This is a genomic window from Lactobacillus sp. A27 (genome assembly GCF_016742815.1).
Classification (GTDB): Bacteria; Bacillota; Bacilli; order Lactobacillales; family Lactobacillaceae; genus Lactobacillus; species Lactobacillus gallinarum.
The window spans coordinates 1-20654 of the sequence record NZ_JAEHNT010000053.1 but is presented as its reverse complement, the minus strand read 5'-3'; the positions used below and the strand labels follow the sequence as shown (position 1 = coordinate 20654).

At 34.3% G+C, this 20654-nt stretch carries 15 protein-coding genes; 6 read left to right on the top strand and 9 right to left on the bottom strand.

The annotated features are described in order from the left end of the window. Positions 1–5: 5 nt before the first annotated feature. The 5 genes from asnS to JEM49_RS07555 are packed head-to-tail and all read right to left on the bottom strand — an operon-like array spanning position 6 to position 11756. Positions 6–1304, bottom strand: a complete 1299-nt coding sequence (gene asnS, locus JEM49_RS07575; RefSeq protein ID WP_056945516.1) for an asparagine--tRNA ligase — start codon at positions 1302–1304, stop codon at positions 6–8. 53 nt (positions 1305–1357) lie between these two features. Then, positions 1358–1855, bottom strand: a complete 498-nt coding sequence (locus JEM49_RS07570) for a hypothetical protein (protein WP_201874554.1) — start codon at positions 1853–1855, stop codon at positions 1358–1360. After that, positions 1855–4638 carry a helicase C-terminal domain-containing protein gene (locus JEM49_RS07565; protein ID WP_025005663.1) on the bottom strand — a complete coding sequence of 928 codons (2784 nt, stop codon included), beginning with the start codon at positions 4636–4638 and terminating at the stop codon, positions 1855–1857. Before JEM49_RS07565 ends, JEM49_RS07570 begins: the two co-directional genes overlap by 1 nt. A gap of 18 nt (positions 4639–4656) precedes the next feature. Beyond that, positions 4657–8271 carry a helicase-exonuclease AddAB subunit AddA gene (gene addA / locus JEM49_RS07560; protein ID WP_201874486.1) on the bottom strand — a complete coding sequence of 1205 codons (3615 nt, stop codon included), beginning with the start codon at positions 8269–8271 and terminating at the stop codon, positions 4657–4659. Between the two features lie 2 nt (positions 8272–8273). Further along, positions 8274–11756 (bottom strand): PD-(D/E)XK nuclease family protein, encoded by a 3483-nt coding sequence (locus tag JEM49_RS07555; RefSeq protein WP_201874484.1) that lies wholly within the window; start codon positions 11754–11756, stop codon positions 8274–8276. 81 nt (positions 11757–11837) lie between these two features. Between JEM49_RS07555 and mvk the strand changes: the two genes are divergently transcribed. Genes mvk through fni form a run of 4 tightly spaced genes read left to right on the top strand, consistent with a single transcriptional unit; the run spans position 11838 to position 15863 of the window. Continuing rightward, entirely contained in the window at positions 11838–12746 is a 909-nt protein-coding gene (gene mvk / locus JEM49_RS07550; RefSeq protein WP_025005661.1) for a mevalonate kinase, read from the top strand. Next, positions 12746–13708 carry a diphosphomevalonate decarboxylase gene (mvaD, locus tag JEM49_RS07545; protein WP_201874482.1) on the top strand — a complete coding sequence of 321 codons (963 nt, stop codon included), beginning with the start codon at positions 12746–12748 and terminating at the stop codon, positions 13706–13708. The genes mvk and mvaD overlap by 1 nt, the downstream gene beginning before the upstream one ends. A 43-nt stretch (positions 13709–13751) precedes the next feature. After that, a complete protein-coding gene (locus tag JEM49_RS07540; protein ID WP_201874480.1) occupies positions 13752–14834 on the top strand; it encodes a phosphomevalonate kinase in 1083 nt (360 codons plus the stop codon). Positions 14835–14846: 12 nt separating this feature from the next. Continuing rightward, positions 14847–15863, top strand: coding sequence for a type 2 isopentenyl-diphosphate Delta-isomerase (fni, locus tag JEM49_RS07535; RefSeq protein WP_201874479.1), 1017 nt, complete (start codon positions 14847–14849; stop codon positions 15861–15863). A gap of 234 nt (positions 15864–16097) precedes the next feature. On the opposite strand, the gene JEM49_RS07530 is transcribed toward fni, so the two are convergent. From JEM49_RS07530 to JEM49_RS07520, 3 genes are read right to left on the bottom strand one after another with little or no spacing between them, the layout of a single operon-like run. Beyond that, a complete protein-coding gene (locus JEM49_RS07530; protein ID WP_087176072.1) occupies positions 16098–17480 on the bottom strand; it encodes an RsmB/NOP family class I SAM-dependent RNA methyltransferase in 1383 nt (460 codons plus the stop codon). Then, a complete protein-coding gene (locus JEM49_RS07525) occupies positions 17461–18438 on the bottom strand; it encodes a hypothetical protein (protein ID WP_087176071.1) in 978 nt (325 codons plus the stop codon). The genes JEM49_RS07530 and JEM49_RS07525 overlap by 20 nt, the downstream gene beginning before the upstream one ends. Beyond that, positions 18428–19180, bottom strand: a complete 753-nt coding sequence (locus tag JEM49_RS07520) for an SAM-dependent methyltransferase (protein ID WP_201874476.1) — start codon at positions 19178–19180, stop codon at positions 18428–18430. Before JEM49_RS07520 ends, JEM49_RS07525 begins: the two co-directional genes overlap by 11 nt. Positions 19181–19265: 85 nt before the next feature. Here JEM49_RS07520 and lepB point away from each other — a divergent pair, with 85 nt between their 5' ends. Then, complete coding sequence (lepB, locus tag JEM49_RS07515; protein ID WP_201874475.1) at positions 19266–19835, top strand: signal peptidase I; 570 nt, start codon at positions 19266–19268, stop codon at positions 19833–19835. A 62-nt stretch (positions 19836–19897) separates the two neighbouring features. Then, the gene (locus JEM49_RS07510; RefSeq protein ID WP_003627439.1) at positions 19898–20089 is read left to right on the top strand and encodes an LBP_cg2779 family protein; all 192 of its coding nucleotides are present in this window, start codon (positions 19898–19900) and stop codon (positions 20087–20089) included. A 7-nt stretch (positions 20090–20096) separates the two neighbouring features. Here the strand turns inward: JEM49_RS07510 and JEM49_RS07505 are convergent. Next, positions 20097–20654: transposase (locus JEM49_RS07505; RefSeq protein ID WP_201874473.1), on the bottom strand; the 558-nt coding region annotated here is incomplete at its 5' end.

Below are 20654 nucleotides of genomic sequence, written 5' to 3'. Positions count from 1 at the left end.
AATTATTAAGGTTGCATTCTGTTAATCAATCTTGGGAATGGAATTGCTTCACGAATATGGTCAAGGTGACATACCCAAGCAATAGTACGTTCAAAGCCCATACCGAAGCCTGAGTGAGGAACACCACCAAATTGACGTAAGTCAAGGTACCATTGATAATCTTCAAGGTTAAGACCAGCATCAATAATTTGTTGCTTCAACACTTCGTAGTTACCTTCACGTTCTGATCCACCAAAGATTTCACCGTAACCTTCTGGTGCAATAACATCAGCACATAAGTATTCCTTTGGATTATCAGGATTCTTCTTCATGTAGAATGGCTTAATTGAGGTTGGGTAGTTTACGATAAATACTGGACGGTCATATTGTTCAGAAATGTAACCTTCATCAGGTGCACCAAAGTCATCGCCCCACTTAAAGTCACGACCTGCCTCTTGAAGCATCTTAACAGCATCATCATATGGAAGACGAACAAAGTTACCTTCGGTAGTTGGACGAAGCTTTTCAGGATCTCTACCTAAAATCTTCAATTCGTATTCATTCTTGTCTAATACTTGCTTAACCATGTAAGCTAAGTATCTTTCTTGTAAGTCTAATGATTCATCTTGGTGCATCCAAGCCATTTCGGGTTCCATCATCCAGAATTCAGTCATGTGACGGCGACCCTTTGATTCTTCAGCTCTGAAAGTTGGACCAAAAGTAAAGATCTTGCCAAATGCCATTGCTCCAGCTTCACCATACAATTGACCTGATTGTGATAAGTAAGCATCATGGTCAAAGTAATCAACGTGGAACAATTGAGTAGTGCCTTCTGGTGCTGAATGCATGAAAATTGGGGCATCAAACTTGATGAAGCCTTCCTTTTCAAAGAAGTCAACAGTTGCCTTAAACATAGTATTTCTAATTTGCATAATAGCAAATGGCTTCTTTGATCTTAACCATAAGTGACGGTGATCAAGCAAGAAATCAACACCATGTTCCTTATTACCAATAGGGTAACCTTCATTATTTGAAACAACCTTTAAATCAGTAATTTGGATTTCGTAGCCAAAGTGAGAACGTGCATCTTCATGTACGATACCAGTGATATAAAAACTAGATTCTTGTCTAAGTGATTTAGCAGCTTCAAATACTTCATCTGTTACATCATTTTTACGAACTACACCTTGGAAGAATGCAGTACCATCACGCAATTGCAAGAAAATAATTTTTCCGCTTGATCTTTTATCTGTTAACCAAACATGCATCTTAACTTCTTCGTCAACATGTTTAGAAGAATCTTTAATTGAAATCAATTCTGTCATAAAATTCCTGTCCACCTTTTTATCAATTATACAGTTCCATGATACCAAAGTTTCTATAAATTATCGACTTCTGAAATATCATTTCCATCTTTAAATTCATATATTGTATAGCCCAAATTATCATTATGCTTTTTATAGGCTACTTCCCAAACTGCTTGGCCTTTATACCAACCAAGATTAATATGATTAATTGTAGCATCAGAATGAGAGGATTTAAACTTATTTTTAATATAGGTTTCAGATACTCCTTTACTTGCTGGATATAAATATGCTTTTTTAGAGTTAGGCAAATAAACAAAATAATAGCGTTTGCCTTTTTTCCCGGTTCCAGTAATAGCATAACTACTAGTTCCTCTATCTAAATGATAGTAGCTTTGAATATTCTTAATTGGAGTTTTAGTCCGGGCTATTTCTGCAATTTTTTGATCATTACCTCGACTGCGAGACCCCGCATAATAAAAGATTAAAATGCTAGCCACAAAAGCAATTATAACAATCCCGATTACCCATGATATAAATTTTAACGTTTGTCTCGTATCATCTTGTATCATCATTTTTTCTTATTTTCTAATTCTTTTAATTTCTCTTTTGTAACTCTTTCTACCTTAACAGGAATTGCCTGTAAGAACGCCTTGCCATATTCTTTAGACCATAATCTAGGATCCAAAATAATATATTGTCCATGATCTTTTTCACCACGAATTAAGCGCCCCATTCCCTGTCTGAATCTAATAACAGCTCGAGGGAGGCTATCCTTTTCAAAGACGTTAATCCCTTGATCTTCTAGTTTTTTCTGTCTTAAACGAACTTCTGGCTGATCTGGGGATTCAAATGGCAATCGCGCTGCAAATACAGTATCAATACCACAATCATGAAAATCGATTCCTTCCCAAAAACTATCAGCACCAATAATAATCGCTTTTTTAGCAATTACAAATCTTTTTGCAATTCTATTATTAGAACCCGATATTCCTTGGGCCAATATTTCGAAATCTTTTAATTCTGGGGAATTCATAATAGCCATGAATACCGTTCGAATTTTTTCTAGATTAGTCATTAACACAAGAACGTGGTTTTTATTTGTAAGATCGTTAATTAAAATTTGCTCAATATCATCTTCATACGCTTCACTATCTGGATTAGGCATGTTATTAACCGAGATTACTTGCAAATGCTTCTTAATGTTAAATGTGCTTTTGCCTATGTATTCAACTACAGCCATATTTTTTAAAGCCAGCTGGTTAACAGCATAATCAAAATTATGGTTACTGGTTAATGTAGCACTGATAAAAGCAATATGGTCAAAGCGACTATAAATTTGATTAAGCACTTCTTCAGCATCTAACATCAGCCAATCTAAGTTAGTGCTTAAAGGATCATCCGGATTAGTAACCATCAATATAAACCCATCTTGATCCAAATTTTGCGAATCAGATAATATATCTGCTAATTGATAACTCTTTTCAGAATAATAATCTAAACGATCAATTTGTTCAGTAATTTCACTCAGCAGCGTCTCAGTATTGGTCAGAATTTGTTCTTGCTCATGATAAAGTTCAAACAGAACCTGATTGGTTAATTCTCTAACTTCCTCTAATTTTTGTTGGAACTTAGATAATAATTGCTTAAATTGACTATTTTTATTAAATAAGCCTTTTCCTTGAAAACTTAATTCTAAAGTTCCATTAGCCAAAAATGACCTATTGACTGCATTATCGTTTTGAGCGTATAAATCCTTTTGTAAATCATTAATACATTGAATCAATTCTAGAATCTGTGGATCAAGCTTTTTTAATAAAAAGTTGAGTTGCACATTATCATTAAATTGATTTTCTACACCATCATTAGAAAAATAAAGCAGGTTGCGTAAATGACTTAATACGCCCCATAAAGCTTCAAAGCGTAATGAATCATTACGTGAACTAATAACGTTTTCAGTAAAGCGATGTGCTTCATCAACTACTAAATATGGGTTTTGCCCCCAAATAGTGTCCATATAATGATTAGCCAAATAAGCATGGTTAGTAACTAATATATCAGCCTCTTCCTGGCGCTTTCGTGCAAGATTCCAGAAATCTACACTAGCAAAACGACTACCTACTCTTGCATCCCCCGGGTGTTGAATCTGTGCAAACAACGGAGCATTATAGTTAGTCAAATTTAGCTCATCTAGATCACCAGTTTTAGTTTCCGTAAGCCAAACTAAGATCTGCATCTGTAATACAAGAGTATTTTTATTCGGCGTACCTTGAAAAATCGTTTGTACAAACCCATCTAAATCTAAATAATGACTGCTGGATTTAACGACCTCAGCTGTTAAATCTAATTTAGTAACCTTTAAAAGCTGAGGTATCTCATGCTCCATTATCTGCTCTTGTAATACCTTGGTTGGTGTAGCTACTACTAGTTTTCTACCCGAATAAAGTTGATACGCATATGAAAACAAATATGAGAAAGTCTTTCCAGTTCCATTAGGCGCTTCAATTATCATAGCTCGTTTATCGGAATTATTAATAAATTGATGTAAATGGTTAATTAAATCTACCTGAGCACGACGAAAATGCAATTTACCTTTAAACAAATTCTTCTTTTCATCATCAGTTTTTGGAAAATGAGCATTCTCTCCATGACGATCTAATTGATCATTCTGTTTTTGTAAAATAATATTGCGAACCTGCATATAGCTTGAGCCCAGTGGTCGTTTTTGCTTACGCAGATTATCTGCAATTGTCGCAATTACCCAAGATGTATCTCTAATTAAACTTGCTGATAAAGAGCTCAACGTATTCAAAGTTGCCTGAGGAAGACTCTCTAATTTATGAATAATTTTAATTAATAAAATGGCGGTCCCGTATGCATCTGAATCAGCCTTATGAGGATTAAGATGTTTAATCTTAAGTTGAGCAGTTAGATCACTCAACTTATATGAAGGCAATGTAGGAAAAGCAATCTTAGCTAATTCCACTGTATCAATTGCCTTATTAGTCAAAGCCTCATAGCCATGTTGTACTAATTCATAATTTAGAAAAGGTAAATCGAAATCAACATTATGCGCTACGAAAACCGTATCTTTTAAAATCTCTACTATCTTCGGTGCATAAACAGAGAAATCATCTTTCCCTTGTACATCTTCATTATGAATACTAGTCAGATTAACTACAGACTGGGGAATTTCACGATGAGGATTAATCATAAATGAATATGTCTTAACCACCCTCATATTTTTGATAATTGCACATCCGAACTGAATAATATGATGGCCTTTTTCTCGCTGCGTTCCTGTAGTTTCTAAGTCAACAACAGCAAAGGTATCTTTTGCAAAAATCTTTGCCATCTTTTTCCTTCTTTCTAACTACTTAACCTCAACTACTTGTTTTGCATCAAGCAGAATTAAATATTTGCCAATAACTTTCTTTTCACTAAATTCATTTAACGCTTGTTCATACAAACGAAGCTGACCAGTATATTTTTCTTTAATTAATTCAATTGATTTATCAATATTAGATTTATTCACATGATCAGTTTTGTAATCAAACAAAATGATACCATTCTTTGCTACAAAATAACCATCAATTGTACCATGAACCAAAATTTTAGCATCTGGATCACTAAAATCCTTAAATAAAGTTCTAGCTGAAAGCAAACTAGAAAAATCAACTTCTCGCTTTAAATTATCTGGCTCTTTCCAAAAAGCTTTGGCAAAATCACTATGAACAAACCAGTCAATTTGGTCCTTCTTTAAGCTCGAAACAATATCTGGATTCAATTTCTTTTGTTCAATCAACGTTTCTATCTCTTGATCTAAATTATCTGCACTATCATTCGTGTAATCATAATACTGCAGGATTAAGTGAGTAGCCGTACCGATTTCTGCTCCTGTAAATTTTGTTTGATACAAAAAATTAGGCTTGGTATCAATTGGTTGCAAATAACGATTAGTAGAAGTTAATAAATGAGAATTCTCTAATTCAGCATCTATTGGATCATTAAATGCTTTTTTGATTTCAGAAACCGCTTGATAAGCAGTAGTTTCACTTGCATCTTTGAAAGGATAATCAAATTGATATAGCTGGTTGACTGTCTGCGTTAGCAAATTAAGCTTACTTGTATTTTCCTGCTGCTTATTATCAGTTTCTTCTTTTTCAGTAAATTTAATATCTTCATCCTGATAATCAATAAACAAGATCTTTTGACTTTGATCGATTGACTTAGTAACATCACTCAATTTAATAGCCACATGTCGATCAAATCTTAATGAAGGTCCGATAAAACTTAAAGGACTAGTAGCTGATAATTTATTAATTAATGGCAGTTGACCAGCGTTATTCAATTCTGTCGACCATTCTTTTACCTTTTTGTTAAAGCTAGGAACATCACCTACCAAAATTAATTTTTGCTTTGCTCTAGTTAAAGCCACATAAAGAATACGTGCTTCTTCTTCAAGCAATTGCTGTTTTTTAGTAATGTTCCCCATTGCCTTAACTAGTGAGTCTACACGATAATGCTTTTCTCTTAAGGTAATCCCCATACTATCAGAGTTAATAATATAATTACCATTTAAATCGCGCATCTGATAATGGTGCTGCATCCCTACATAGAAAACAATTGGAAACTCTAATCCCTTAGAACCATGAATCGTCATTAATCTAACAGCATTACCAGCTTCTTTAGTTAAAAGTGGCTGTGCTAAATCTTTTTGACTACGTCTCATTCGATCAATGAAGTTAATAAATTGATATAGTCCTTTAAAGCCTGCACTTTCATATGAAGAAGCTCTTTCATATAGTGCTTCTAAGTTAACTCGCCGCTGCTCACCATTAGGCAATGCCGTCATTATCTCTAATAAATTAGTACGCTCATATATGCTCCAAATTAATTCCGATATTCTATGGGTCGTGGCAAAACTACGCAATTCTGCTAACTGATTTAAAAAGTTTTTACACTTTTTACTTAACTCATCGTTAGTACCTATATATGAAGTAAGTGCACTATAAAAGTTGCTATTTTTACTCTTAATTCTAATTCTGGCTAGCTCTTTTTCATCAAAATTGAACAGTGGAGAACGTAATACTGTTACTAATGGAATATCCTGGTCAGGATTATCAATTATTTTTAAATAATTCATCATGACAGTTAATTCAAAAGTTTGAAAATAGTTTTCTGCATCAGTAACAAATAATGGAATATCTTGCTTAGCAAATTCTTGCATAATTTCCAGATTATCACTACGACTTCTAGTTAAAATAGCAATATCACTATATTGCATATCTCGCATTTTACCAGTATTACTGTCAAAAACCTGAACGTGTTCTTCTTCTAACTGCTTAATCCGAGCAAGTACCATTTGAATTTCAGAAAAGTCTATCTCACTTTCATCTTTATTAGTGCCATTTTTCTTTTCATGAATAATCACTTCACTTGCTTGAGGCAGTGATTTGGGATAATATTTCGCCCCAAAAACTAGCTGCCCTTCTTTTTGATAATCAATCCCACCAAAATCAGTACTTAAAATGCTCTTAAACACTAGGTTAACTGTTTCTGTTACTGACTCGGTTGATCTAAAATTATCTGACAACAAAATCCGTTCTTCATGTTCATTCTGTTCTTGGGCAAATTGATGATATTTTTGTAAAAACAGACTTGGTTCAGCTTGTCTAAATCCATAAATTGACTGTTTTACATCCCCCACCATGAAAAGAGTGTTCTTTTCCTCATTTTTAATTTGCTGAATAATTCTTTCCTGCAGAGCATTAATATCCTGATATTCATCAATCAGAATTTCCTTAAACTTATTTTGATAAAAATCGCGCGCCATTTGGGAACTAGACGTATCTTGACTTAAGATTTGATAAGCTAATTGCTCCATATCACTATAATCAAGCAAATTTTCATTACGTTTTAACTGATTAAAGCGTTCAATTAATTTAATTTCAGCAGCTGAAATAGCACTGACAATCTTTTGCCCATCTTGCATAATCTTGATCTGCTCTTTTTCAGCTACCGCAAAAAATGAAGTAAAGGTATCGAATACCTGACTCTTCGATTCATCTTTTAAAGCTTGGATTTCTTCATAAAACTCTAACAGGTCTTCATCCCATTTTTTCGATTTACGAAAACTAATTGTAAATACGCAGCTTCTTAATAACTCTCTCTGCTTATCATAATCAGCATCTTCTTTAACCGCTTGCACAAAATTATCTATATTTTGTGCAAACAGCGTGAATGACTCTTTTACCTTAGCCAATTCCTTAGTTTCCATCACAGCTTGTGATAAATAAGATGCTATCTTGTCCTGTAATTCCGAGAATTTAGCCACAATATACGGCTTAATTTGTTTTTGCCAAATCTTTGATTCCACAACACTGTCTTCAATATCATAAATCTGTGGCAATTGTTTAAGCCAAGCGCGATATTCTGGTTTTGCCATAGCAAAATTGTATAAATCTAATAGCAAATCACGAGGACTATCTGCATCCCGATCACCAGCAAAATTATCATAGAAATGTCTAAAAGCTTGATCCTTATTAGTTAACATTTCCCCTTCGATCTCACGCAAAGCACGTTCTTTCAACAAGGCAGCTTGCGTATCATCAGTTAAGATCGTAAAACTAGGATCTAACTCAATTGAATAATAAAAGCGATGAATTACATCCAAACAAAATGCATCAATAGTTGAAATATTAGCGGTATCTACCTGATTTAACTGCTCACGCAAATATCTATGATTAACTCCAGGTTTGGCTAATTCTTTAGTTAAAGCAGCTTTAATTCTGATCTTCATTTCTTCGGCTGCGGCTTTGGTAAAAGTCACAACTAATAATTCATCTACTCGCGTACCTGCTAAAATTTCTTTTAAAACACGCTCAACTAAAACAGTAGTTTTACCACTACCGGCAGATGCGGAAACTAAAATATCATGCCCTTGATCATTAATTGCTTTTTCTTGTTCTTTTGTAAATTGTGGCAAAACTAATCCTTCTTTCCTAGTTTTTCCTTAATTTTAGCTAACAAATCTTTCTTACTCATGTTGCTAATCTCGTGATATTGATTATGTCTAAGCATGGCGTCAAAGAAGAAAATATCTTTAAAGTCTGAATATGTTAGAGCGTTTTTGCTCCTGCCATAACGATATGGATTTAATTCAATTTGACCAGATAAAATCTGTCTAGAAGCTTCTTTAATAAGATATTCATCATATTCCAATAGCAACTGAATTTCTTCTTCGCTAAAGTTACGATCTGCTGGCAATTTAAAGCCGCCTTTTGCCTTGGTTCCTACTCCTGTATAAAGTTGAGAAGCTTGACTAGGCTTACCATCTAATAATGGCTCAGCTTCTAACAAAATTTCCGGATTATTACTAATTAGGCCCGTATATATCAACTTAGGCTTACTATCTATTGCATTTTCACGTAAGTTTAAGCTGCTATCAATTAACTTATTACTATTTAGTCTTTCTAGCTGTCTAGTAACTGTTTGATAAAAAGCACCTAATAGCGAAAGCTTGTCCTCTTCCGCAAAGAAATGATTATTATTAGTTAAAACATCCAAGTAAGAAACCATCTGAAGGGCGATACCGTTATAAAACATCCCTAAATCAAATTTTTTAGCAGAAGATTTGTAATCGATCACTTGCGCTAAAACTTGATCTTTATTAGCAAAATTAGCTAAATCTACTCGGTCTATTTTCCCGCGTAAATTAACTTGATGATTACCAGCTAAATCCGGAATATCTAAACTGATACCTTTAATTTTTTGATCTAAACCAAAACTTAATTCAGAATATTTGGCTCGCAGCGGTGTTTCAGCTAGTGATTTACGCCAATTTCGAGCTACCTTGGAAGTCGTATGATCTAAACAGTGGAATAAATACTGGTTAAACGGGTCATTCATCAATTGAGCATATTTACTTTCATCCTTGATAACATCTCTAACCTGATTAAGTTGCTGCTCAAGCTCTACACTACTTAAATCGGCCAAATCAAGATGCTGTTCATTCAATCGCTTAACTAACCGATCAAATGTCTCATGGAAATAATTTCCGGCTTGAATAACATCAAATTCATTTTCAAAGCGGCGCCGTAATTTTAACCCGTAGGTCAAGAAATACTCATAAGAATTTTCATAAAAAGTCTCCAACTGTGAAACTGATGAATACAAATTCTTACCATATAGTTCCGCTGCTAAATCTTCTCCGATATCTTCAGGCTGATTATCAAAGTCGCTTGCGTCAAGCACAACTTTTACTTTTTGTGGTAAATATTTCTGTGTAATTCTTAGAAGTTCATTTATTGCATCAGATGAAGCATTAGAATTCATATAGGCTAAGTAACCTAGACTCGCATCAGGATTAGTTATGAAAGATAAAAGATCCTGCATCTTTTCTGGTAGATCATGTTGACTAAATTCAGGCGCACCATAATTTTGTAGACGCTGATAATAAATTGACGGATCTAATTTCTCATTTGATGCATTTAACACAGGATAAGAAATATACACTCTGTCCTGCGCTAAGGCTAAAGACAAGCCAAACTGATAATTTTGATCTAAATTATTTAGTCGCTGATTATCTTCCAAATATGCATCAGATTCAAAACTACTTTGCAATTGATTTAAATTTTCTGTCGTCAAAAAACCGGGCTTTTTTTCAATTGCAGGTAAATTTCCGCTTGTCGCACCAATAATAAAGACTTGCTTATACCCACTGGCTTGAACCATTCCCATTTCTGATAAGTTGACAGCATCAAGAGTTGAAGGGATTTGCGAGAAAGTAGCTTCCTTGAATGCGCTAATCATCATATTAAAAAATTCATCTAAATCAAATTGCTCTGGGTTAATTGCCAAATAATCTTTCAATAATTGAATCAGCAAGTCCCATAATTGTTCAGGTTGCTGTGCTTGTTGCAAATCACCAGATTCATTCGCATCATCGCGCCATTGTTCTAAACGCTCAGCAATTCCGTTCTTAGTCAAAAAATCAAAGAATATGGTTAGAGCTTTTTGACTATCCTTTTCTTGCTCTAATTTAGTAAACAAATTTGTAACTTTATCTACCAAATAACCACGTAATCGATCAATTTTGACCACTTCTTCATCAATTTTGTCTAATCTGATAACTTCTGCACTTACAAAATCTGCAAAATGTTTTTTCCACAAATTATGATTAATTCCGTGAGCTAAAACAAAATTTTCTAATTCATCTACATCATGAATATACTCAGCTTCTTCTTTATACCAAGATGGGATGAGCAAATGCGTCTTTAATATGGCAAGCATACTCTGCGTCTGAAATGGACTATCCTTTAAGTCACGTAAATTGAACAGATTTTCAATCAATACAACTAGAGGGTGATATTTCATTTCCTGCTGCAAATCATTAAAGAAAGGAATATTATTTTGCCGCAAAATTGGCGTTAAATATGTCTCATATTCTTTCAAATCTGGTGCCAAAATCAGAAAATCACGGTAGCGATAATTATTAAGAGCCACTTGTTGATAAATTGTTCGCGCAACAAAATATGCTTCCGCATATCGAGAATCAGCTTTAACAAGTTGTACTTGATTTAATTCATCAACTTTAGGAATCGTTTCTGTCCAAAGGCTGTTTAGGATTTCACTTGAAGTAGGCTCAGCAGCAATCGGAAATTCATTTGCTACATAATCCATATCTCTCTCTTGCAAAAACGAAACTAATCGCTGGATAGTTTGTTGAATGACGTAATCATAATCTCCTTCTTCGGCTTTAGGATTGATGTTTCCTAGTCTCGTTTTAAAAGCCAGTGTTACATCTTTAGCTTTTCTCATTAAGATTTGAATAGTTAACATTTCCTGCAGAGAAAAATGAGAGAAATCACAAAAATAAAAACTAACATGTTTTAAATCAGAATTTTTAGCTAAAATTTCATTCAACTGTACTTGTACTTCGTTTTTAGTTGAAAATTTGCCCGCTATTTCCTCAATAAAAGCATTATAAATAATCCGTAAATCATGAATTTTACTTTTAGTTTCTTGATCTAAATTAGTTTCATCTATGTTATCCAAATCCAAATTGCCGTCATACACTTGTAAAATCGTATTATAAAGTTGACGTACCATCCCTGAATTACTCTGTTCAAAGATAATCAGCTCGTCTTGCTTTTCCTCAATAATATGGGTTAGCAACATCGCACTAGCAGCATCATCTAATTGTGTAGGCAATCCCTGTTCAGCATCTTTTAAGAAAAACCACGCTAAACGCGAGAACGATAACACGTACAGATTTTTGACTGCTGTCTCCGTTTGCTTTTTCTTAGATGCAAGTTTATTAATCGCTCTAACTTCTGTGGTAAACTTAATATGATTAGGAACGATGATAAAAGTTTTGTTTTCTGGGTGCTTTTGATAATTTTCAATTGCTGAGGCCAGAATTTTTTCTTGTAATGGGTCAGTTTGTCGTCCTGTTAAAATTTTGATCATTTGTTCGCACTTCCTTGTTTATTATTTTATCATAGCAAGGTTGATATCTTTTATTAAATCTATTTTAAGGATGATTAAAAAATGAAAACTAGTTTTTTAGCTCATGGGAAAGTAATTATTATTGGTGAACATTCTGTTGTTTACGGCTATGATGCTTTAGCGATGCCTATCAAAGCTTTGCATATTAAAACTACTGTCGAAAACAATTCTAAAATGTGGATGGATACCGCACGCTACCATGGCTCTTTTTATGATGCTCCGAGTGAATATGATGGTCTGAAGTATGTTGTCAAAGCTATGCAAAAAAAGGCAAACAACGATGAGCCATTAAAGATCACATATACTGGAGAAATCCCTATGGAACGAGGATTTGGCTCCAGCGCTACAGTTGCTCTAGGTACTACAAAGGCTTTAAACGAATTCTTTTCTTTAAATTTATCTGAATCTGAAATTATGGCAGTTACCAATCAGGCAGAAATGATTAATCACGGCAAGGCTTCTGGTCTTGATGCCGCTACAGTTAATTCCAACTACTTAGTATTTTTTAACAAAAAAATGGGACCCAAAGTTTTACAAGCTGAATTAGGTGCTACACTTTTAATTATGGACACTGGAGAATTAGGCAATACTAAGAAGGCTGTTACTCAAGTAAGTCAACTTTTAAGTGAATCAAAAAAGGCAAATGTTAATATGAAACGCTTAGGCGAATTAGCTGATCTGACAAAAAAAGCCTGGATTGATCATGATATCAAAACTGTAGGTAATATTTTTAATGAAGCACAAACGATTTTGCATTCTTTTAATATTTCAACTACCAAAATTGATCAATTACAAAAAATTGCTCTAGATAATGGTGCCCTTGGCTTCAAATTATCTGGTGGTGGCTTAGGCGGAATTACTATTGCTCTATGCGAGAACCAAGAAATCGCCAAAAACATTGCGGATAAATGTCAAGATCTAATTAGTAACTACTGGGTGGAGAAAATTTAATGTCAAAAATAGTACGTGCTCATACAAATATCGCTTTAATTAAATATTGGGGTAAAGCAAATGCGGAGTTAAGACTTCCCTTAATGTCTAGTCTCTCAATGACACTAGATGCTTTTTATACCGATACTACAATCGAAAAGACAAACGATGATCCTGCTTTTTATTTAAATGGAAAAAAGCAAGATTCTAAACAAAGCCAACGAGTTTTTTCATATTTGGCCAAACTTCAAAATAAATTTGGTTTTCATGACAACTTAATCGTTAAATCTGTTAATCATGTTCCAACCTCTGCTGGACTCGCCTCTTCTAGTTCAGCCTTCGCCGCATTGGCAGCTGCTTTTTGCCAATGCTATAATATCCAAGTTGACAAAAAAGAGTTGTCACGTTTAGCACGAATCGGTTCTGGTTCCGCATGTCGCTCTATTTTTGGTGGGTTCTCGGTTTGGCAAAAGGGAGATTCCGACGAAAGTTCTTATGCATATGCTTTAGATGAACATCCTCAAATGGATCTACACCTTTTGGCTGTAGAATTAAACACTAAGCAAAAGAAGATTTCTTCTACTAGCGGCATGAAAGAAGCACAATCTTCTCCTTTCTTTAAGCCTTGGCTTGAACGCAATGAAAGTGAACTAAAGCAAATAATTACGGCCATTAAAAATAATGACTTTACCGCATTAGGTGAACTAGCAGAATTAAATGCTAATGAAATGCATGCCATCAATTTAACCGCTCAACCTGAATTTACGTACTTTGAACCAGATACAATTCGCGCCATTAAATTAGTTGAAGATCTTCGCAAAGAAGGAATTGAATGCTACTATACTATAGATGCTGGTCCAAACATTAAAGTTCTTTGCCGGTTAAGAAATAGCAAAGAAATTGTTGAACGCTTTAAGTCAGTATTTAATAATGTTAATATAGTGATTGCAAATTTTGGTCCTGGTATTACCTACTTGGATTAATCGTTGTAATAGAAAGTTAATTAGATTCGAGGATTTAATTCTTTTGATAACAGAAAAAGCACCCGGAAAATTATATATCGCTGGAGAATACGCCGTTTTAGAACAAAACTGTCCTGCTGTTTTAGTTGCCGTAAATCAATTTGTACGTGTTTCAATTACTAAAAGCAAGACTTCTACGGGCTTAATCCACTCTAAACAATATTCACAAGATTCTATTCACTGGATCCGTCAAGGTTCTAAGATGGTAATCGATAATCGTGATAACCCATTTGAATACATTTTATCTGCAATTTCTTACACAGAACAATATTGTATTGAACAAAACATTAAGATGAAAGTCTACGATCTGCATGTTAATTCAGATCTAGATTCTGCTGATGGTAAAAAGTATGGTTTAGGTTCAAGTGCCGCTGTCACTGTAGCTACGGTTAAAGCTATTTTACACTTCTATGGTGTCAAAATGAGCAATGAACTAGTATATAAATTATCTGCCATTTCCCATTATTCTGTCCAAGGTAATGGTTCTGCTGGTGACATTGCAGCTAGTGTTTATGGTGGTTGGCTAGCCTACCAAACTTTTGATAAAAAATGGCTACAATATGAATTAGCTAATAAAACCTTATCAGAAGTCATAAATGAAGCTTGGCCAGGACTTAAGATTGAGTTGCTAACCCCACCTCACGATATGAAATTAATGATTGGTTGGAGTCAAAAGCCAGCATCAACTTCTCGTTTAGTTGATGAAACCAACGCTAATAAGGCAGCTTTAAATATGGAATACAAAAACTTCTTAGCTGCTTCTAGAGAATGCGTATTAAAGATGATTGCCGGCTTTGAGGCAAATGATATTCCATTAATAAAGAAGCAAATTCGTGTTAATCGTCATTTATTACAACATTTTGCTAAAATTAACCAAATTGCCATTGAAATTCCACGTTTGACTCAATTAATCAAAATTGCTGAAGACTTTGGTGGTGCCGCAAAAACTTCTGGGGCTGGTAATGGTGATTGCGGAATTGTAATCACTGATGCAGATACTGACGTTGATGCCTTAGAGAATGAATGGCGTCGTAATGGTATTCTGCCTTTGAACTTTAGAGTTCACCAAATTAGCCTTGCTCACTAATTGGAGAAAAATATGTCAATTAGATCTGAAAGAAAAGAAGAACATCTGAAATTAGCTCAGATGTTTTTTAATAAAGAAAAATATAATAGTTTTGATCAAATGCATCTGTTACGCCCTGCTCTACCAGAAAGTAAGGTTGATCAATCTGTTTTGGCAACAGAAATGTTTAATAAAAGCGTTTCTGCTCCTTTTTTTATCAATGCAATGACAGGTGGATCAAAGCAATCCTTAATAATTAATCAGGCTCTGGGAAAGATCGCACATCAAGAAAAGATTGCTCTAGCTCTTGGTTCTGCTAGCATTTTAGCTAAGGAAAAGGATCAATTAGAAAGTTTTTATGTTGCTCGCAATGAAGATCCAAATGGCGTTTTAATTGTCAATGTTAATCCAGAAACTCCCATTAGTGCGATTAAACAAACAATAAATGAATTGCAAGCTGATGCATTACAGATTCACCTTAATACAGTCCAAGAAATTGCAATGCCAGAAGGTGATCGTGACTTTATTTGGCTCGATAAAATCAAGAATATCCTCGATCAAATTTCCATCCCCGTGATTATTAAGGAAGTAGGATTTGGTCTTGATCAAAACAGCATTCACCTGCTTAAAGAAAATGGCATTAAGTACTTTGACATTGCAGGTGCTGGGGGAACAAATTTCGCTCAAATTGAAAATGCACGTAATTCACGGGATGTTTCTTATCTAGAAGACATCGGATTACCTACTGTTGTTTCAGCCTTAATGGCACAAAAAGAAAACGTTAATTTTATTGTTTCAGGTGGTGTATGTAACCCGCTAGATATTTTAAAAGGGCTAGCTTTAGGTGGACAATTTGTTGGTATTTCTAATGTATTCTTGCAAGAATTCAACAAGAATGGTTTTGAGGGACTTCAAACCTTAATCAGCGATTGGAAAGATGAATTAGCTGCTTTAATTGCGATTTATGGTAAAAACGATTTGGCATCCCTACCCCAAATAAAAAAATACTATGATCTACAACTAAAGAACCAAATAGATCAATTAATTTAATATCAAAAAAGCACTAGACAATCTAGTGCTTTTATTTTACATAATTTTTATTATTTTGGCCTCTATATCTTTCTTACTTTTATTTTTATTGTAGAAAGAAAAAGGATTAAGCATTCCTGATCCCCGGATCTAACGCTTAATCCTTTTAATATTTATTTAGTTCTTTTTCTTACGGTCCAAGCCGAAGATTGAGAAACAGTCGAAAAATTTCTTTTATAGCCGCAACTGCCGCGATTATTTTCTAAGTCCTTTAGGATAGAAATTTTTCAAAATTCCATTACCAGTAATTTTGCCAAAACTAAAAATCATTTGACTATAACTAACCAGCACAAAACCACGCAAATCACTTTGGACCTTAATCGTTTCTCCATGTAAGTACTTTTGGTAATCATCCAAGGTTGCCAAATCAACTACACATGTCTGCTCCAATTGACCTAATACTTCTGCAAGTTGATGACCCGGTTCGAATCTCTTTTTCTTTAGAATTCCTAATTCGACACCATTATTAACAATGTGCAGCTTAGTCTTTTCAGGTAAAACAATCGCAGGAATAAAGACATGATCATTTCTAACCATTGCCTTTTTAGACCAATCACTCAAACTAGTAGGCAAATTAAATTGATTAATCACCTCTGCAACTAGTTCTTGTTCGTTCTTAGTCAAACGCAATGGATTCTTTTTTTGCTTTTTCTTTTTACTCTTTTTGGTTACAACTTCTACATTGCCACCATTTTTCTGCAATACAGCAGCAAACTGACCTTCACCGACCCCATCTTGTGGCCAAAATCTAAGCGTTTTGGTTAATTCTGGATTATTATCACTCCACTCAGGATGACCTAGACTTATTCTTTCATCTTTGATTCCAGTATCTAAAATACTAAAATCGTGTTCATTAACTAACCAGCTAACAATTTGTTCATCTTCTTCTGGAGCAAACGTACAAGTCGAATAGATCAAGCGTCCATTTGGCTTGAGCATCTTAACTGCTTCGTTCAAGATATCTTTTTGTCTTCTTTGACATGTCAAAACATAATCTTGAGACCAATAATCAATTGCTTCAGGATTCTTTCTAAACATCCCTTCCCCACTACATGGAGCATCAACTAAAATTACGTCAAAAAATCCTGGAAAAACTGGTGATAATGCTTCTGGACTTTCATTAGTAATCAGTGCATTGCTTATTCCCCAACGCTCAATATTTTCTCTCAAGGCTTTAGCTCTAGTACCTGAGATTTCATTAGCAACTAACAGTCCTTCGTTTTCTAGCTGCTCTCCTAATTCAGTTGTTTTCCCACCAGGAGCAGCACAAAGATCTAATACCCTGTCTCCAGGCTTAACACCGCTCAACGCAGCAGGAAACATCGCAGCAGGATCTTGCGAATAAACGTATCCACTTACCCATTCAGGATCTTCACCGCTTATTTCGCCATAATATGCATCCCTAAGATCAGGAATTGGTTTATTTAAGTCATAAGATAATTTGATCGGATTCTTTAACGTATTAATTCTAAAAGCTTTTTTGCTTTCTTCATTCATTGCCGTAAAAAGTGCTGTCGCTTCTTTATCGCCTAATAATTTTTCGTATTTTTCTTTAAATTCAACGGGTAGCTTTAACAACTTTTTTATCCTTTCTTATTAAGTGATATAACGTGATACAAAATGCCACTACATTCATTAGCCATGCCATAAGTAAAACTATGCTCAACACACTAGCCACTGAATAAAATGCATGCCATCTTAAAAAGATATATGCTAAAAGTCCACAAACGCCTTCTACCATTAAAGTACGAGCACTACGATTAATTACCCAATTGCGGAATAAATCGCCATGAAGGTGGGTTAATTTAGCTTGTCGCATCATTAAAATTGCAAGTACTATATTAGTTACCACACCTAGTATCATGCAAGTTACTAACATTAAAATATTAGGCAATACTGACAAGCGGTCACGGTGATGTTCCTGTACAAATGGAGGAATATGAAGCTTAGCGTGATAATGTTTAGCTATCTTACTAATTACATACGGAGTACTATCAATCACTATCCTATAATTTCTTAACTGATCTCGTGCTGTAGGCTGATTTACTCCTGTGCTCAGATAATATTTATCCATTTCAACTTGAGGATAATTTTTAAACGTGCCAATTACAGAATAATAATTTCGTCCTAAAACAACATATTTATTATTTTGTGCTTCTAAAACATTGATCTTAGCGGTAGGACCTAATACAGCAAATGAGACTTTCCCTTCAAAATCATCTGGAGAAAAATAGCGTCCTGTTTCTGTCGGCAAACTTTTTACCACATGATTACTCCAGACTAAGACCTGCTTTTTTTCATAATTACTATCGAAGTGTAATTGAATCTGATGATTTTTATAGTTCTTATTTAGGTAACGTAAAAAAGAACTAATGCTTTCATCGCTATCTGTTCTAAAATAGCGTGTATTGTTAGTCAGCCCATGGGCTTCTAATACTTCATCTGCATAATCAGATTGAATATTAGAAATCATAGTGCCTATTCCCAAAAACATAATTAACGGTACTAAAAGTAAAAAAATTCTTTTAAAATTCATTATCTATCTCAAATATCCGTTCATCAATAAAATCAAAACTTTGAAATGAACTATTAATTTCATTCAAAGCTGCTGTATGTTTAAACCAATTACGTTGCCAGAATTCTGGCGAATTAGTTGCCCCATTTTCTTCACCAATGAAGATAAAATGCTTTGCATTACTATATTTTTGCCATGCATCAATTGCCGCAAGATCACTTTGACCGAAATTGGGTGACCAAGAGCAAAGAATCAAATCCACATCGGAATACTTTTTTATTGCTTGCGCTGCTTCTAAATTAATAACTGGATGAAATGGCTCCGCACCTGTTGATGAAGTCTTAGCCCATTCTAAGGAATCCGTACTTATTGTTTGAATTCCAACATTTGCTAGTGTACTTGACCAATAAGCATTGCCAGCCATAATTTCCAAAGCAGTATCAATCTGCATCTTATCTTTTATCAAAGCTGCCGTTTTTAAATTGGCTATTGACCAAATGCCATATTTCAAAGATAAGTATTGCCGAAAATTATTAAATAAGTTATTAATATCGGTTAATTTTCTTTTTTTATTATTTCCGATTTCTTTTAAAACATCTTCAAATTGATCTGGTAATAATCCCAATTTATCTGGTGCGGCTTTTAACGGCTTACCATTACCAACGTAATGATCAATTTGTTTTATTTCTTCTACTTGACCATGTATCAGAGGATGATTAATTTCATCATCTAACATAGTTAATTTGTGCAAATAATTCGTCATATCTTCCTACCTTACCTAATGATTTTACCATTCAAAGTCATAGAAATCAGTTATAATAAAAATAGCAAATAAAAGGAGATTGTTTATGGGAAAAAAAACTAAGAAGAAAAATGAAGACGAAGAAAGCATAGGTCATTTTGTTCTCGATATAATCATTATGTTTGCGATTTTGATGGGGATTTACTATTTTGTATTTAGCTTTTTCCTTTCAAATGAAACAGTTTCTGGCCCCTCAATGCAGCCAACATTTGAAAATGGTGATCGTTTAATTGCCGTTCGTCATTTTACGCCTAAGCGCAATGATATTGTGATTTTAAAAGCTCCTGATCAAAAAGGCGCTTTATATATCAAGCGTGTAATTGGCACGCCTGGCGATATGGTTACTTCAAAAAATGATAAGCTTTACATTAACGGTAAGCAAATCGCTGAACCATATTTGAATAACAAGTATGAAAAGCAAGCTCATCGTTTAGGAGAACTATATACTAACAATTTTACATTAAAAGAAAAAGTACCTAAGAATCACTACTTCGTCATGGGTGATCATAGAGATGTTTCTAAAGATTCTCGTTACTTTGGCTTTGTTAAACGGAGTGCACTTATTGGGAAAGTTGTCTTCCGCTACTGGCCATTTACTCAGTGGAAAACATTTTAATTATTTAAAAGTTTTATTTTGTATATAATTTGATTAAAATTAAAGTGTAAGGAGAGATTATTATGAATGAGCAACAAGAAGAATTATCGAACGCAATTATTGATTTTCAAGTTAAACACCATGTTAATGATACTGATTTAGCTTTTGCTAGTCACCTATCTGTTGAAAAGGTGCATGCAATGAAAACTGGTGATGGGGAATTCACCAACGAAGAAATTAATCAACTTTATGACTATATGTCTGCTAATGCTTAATTAGTAATCATAAAAAGGTGTCTGGGAAAAAACTAACTCTCAGATACAAAAAGACGATCAATCTAACTCTTAATTTGAGTTGCTTGACCGTCTTTTTCTTTTCGCTTAAACAAAATTGGTCCTTTGACCATCTTCTGTTCCAATATTTGCTTAAATTCATCATCATGAAGGCTATTCCAATATAGGTTTCAACCTTCTTTTTGCCTCTTAAATGAGTTCGACGCATGCCAAAAACATTCTTCAAATGTCCAAAAATCGGCTCCACATCATACTTTCTCATTCTGTAGATGTGACTGCCTTCAGGACTTGGGAGAACTGCTTTGGCTTTTTCTTTTAAGTATTGCCAGTTAGGATTATAGCGAACCTGCCACTGGCGCCCGCTCTTGGTTTTAGCTAAGCGCTCTAATTCTGGCGTTAACTGAAATTCATCTGCTTCATAAATCTTAAAATCGCGAATCTGACCAGTCGTTTTATCTTTACGCCGACTATAATATTTGAAGCTAAATCTAACGCCGTTTTGATCAAGGTAGTAATCGTCTTGTTCATCATAGAACCAGTTAGCTAG

Bases quoted from the DNA above. Each gene is read 5' to 3' on its own strand.
- asnS (WP_056945516.1), bottom strand. From the start codon at position 1,304: ATGACAGAATTGATTTCAATTAAAGATTCTTCTAAACATGTTGACGAA.
- JEM49_RS07570 (WP_201874554.1), bottom strand. From the start codon at position 1,855: ATGATACAAGATGATACGAGACAAACGTTAAAATTTATATCATGGGTA.
- JEM49_RS07565 (WP_025005663.1), bottom strand. From the start codon at position 4,638: ATGGCAAAGATTTTTGCAAAAGATACCTTTGCTGTTGTTGACTTAGAA.
- JEM49_RS07555 (WP_201874484.1), bottom strand. From the start codon at position 11,756: ATGATCAAAATTTTAACAGGACGACAAACTGACCCATTACAAGAAAAA.
- mvk (WP_025005661.1), top strand. From the start codon at position 11,838: ATGAAAACTAGTTTTTTAGCTCATGGGAAAGTAATTATTATTGGTGAA.
- mvaD (WP_201874482.1), top strand. From the start codon at position 12,746: ATGTCAAAAATAGTACGTGCTCATACAAATATCGCTTTAATTAAATAT.
- fni (WP_201874479.1), top strand. From the start codon at position 14,847: ATGTCAATTAGATCTGAAAGAAAAGAAGAACATCTGAAATTAGCTCAG.
- JEM49_RS07525 (WP_087176071.1), bottom strand. From the start codon at position 18,438: ATGAATTTTAAAAGAATTTTTTTACTTTTAGTACCGTTAATTATGTTT.
- JEM49_RS07520 (WP_201874476.1), bottom strand. From the start codon at position 19,180: ATGACGAATTATTTGCACAAATTAACTATGTTAGATGATGAAATTAAT.
- lepB (WP_201874475.1), top strand. From the start codon at position 19,266: ATGGGAAAAAAAACTAAGAAGAAAAATGAAGACGAAGAAAGCATAGGT.
- JEM49_RS07510 (WP_003627439.1), top strand. From the start codon at position 19,898: ATGAATGAGCAACAAGAAGAATTATCGAACGCAATTATTGATTTTCAA.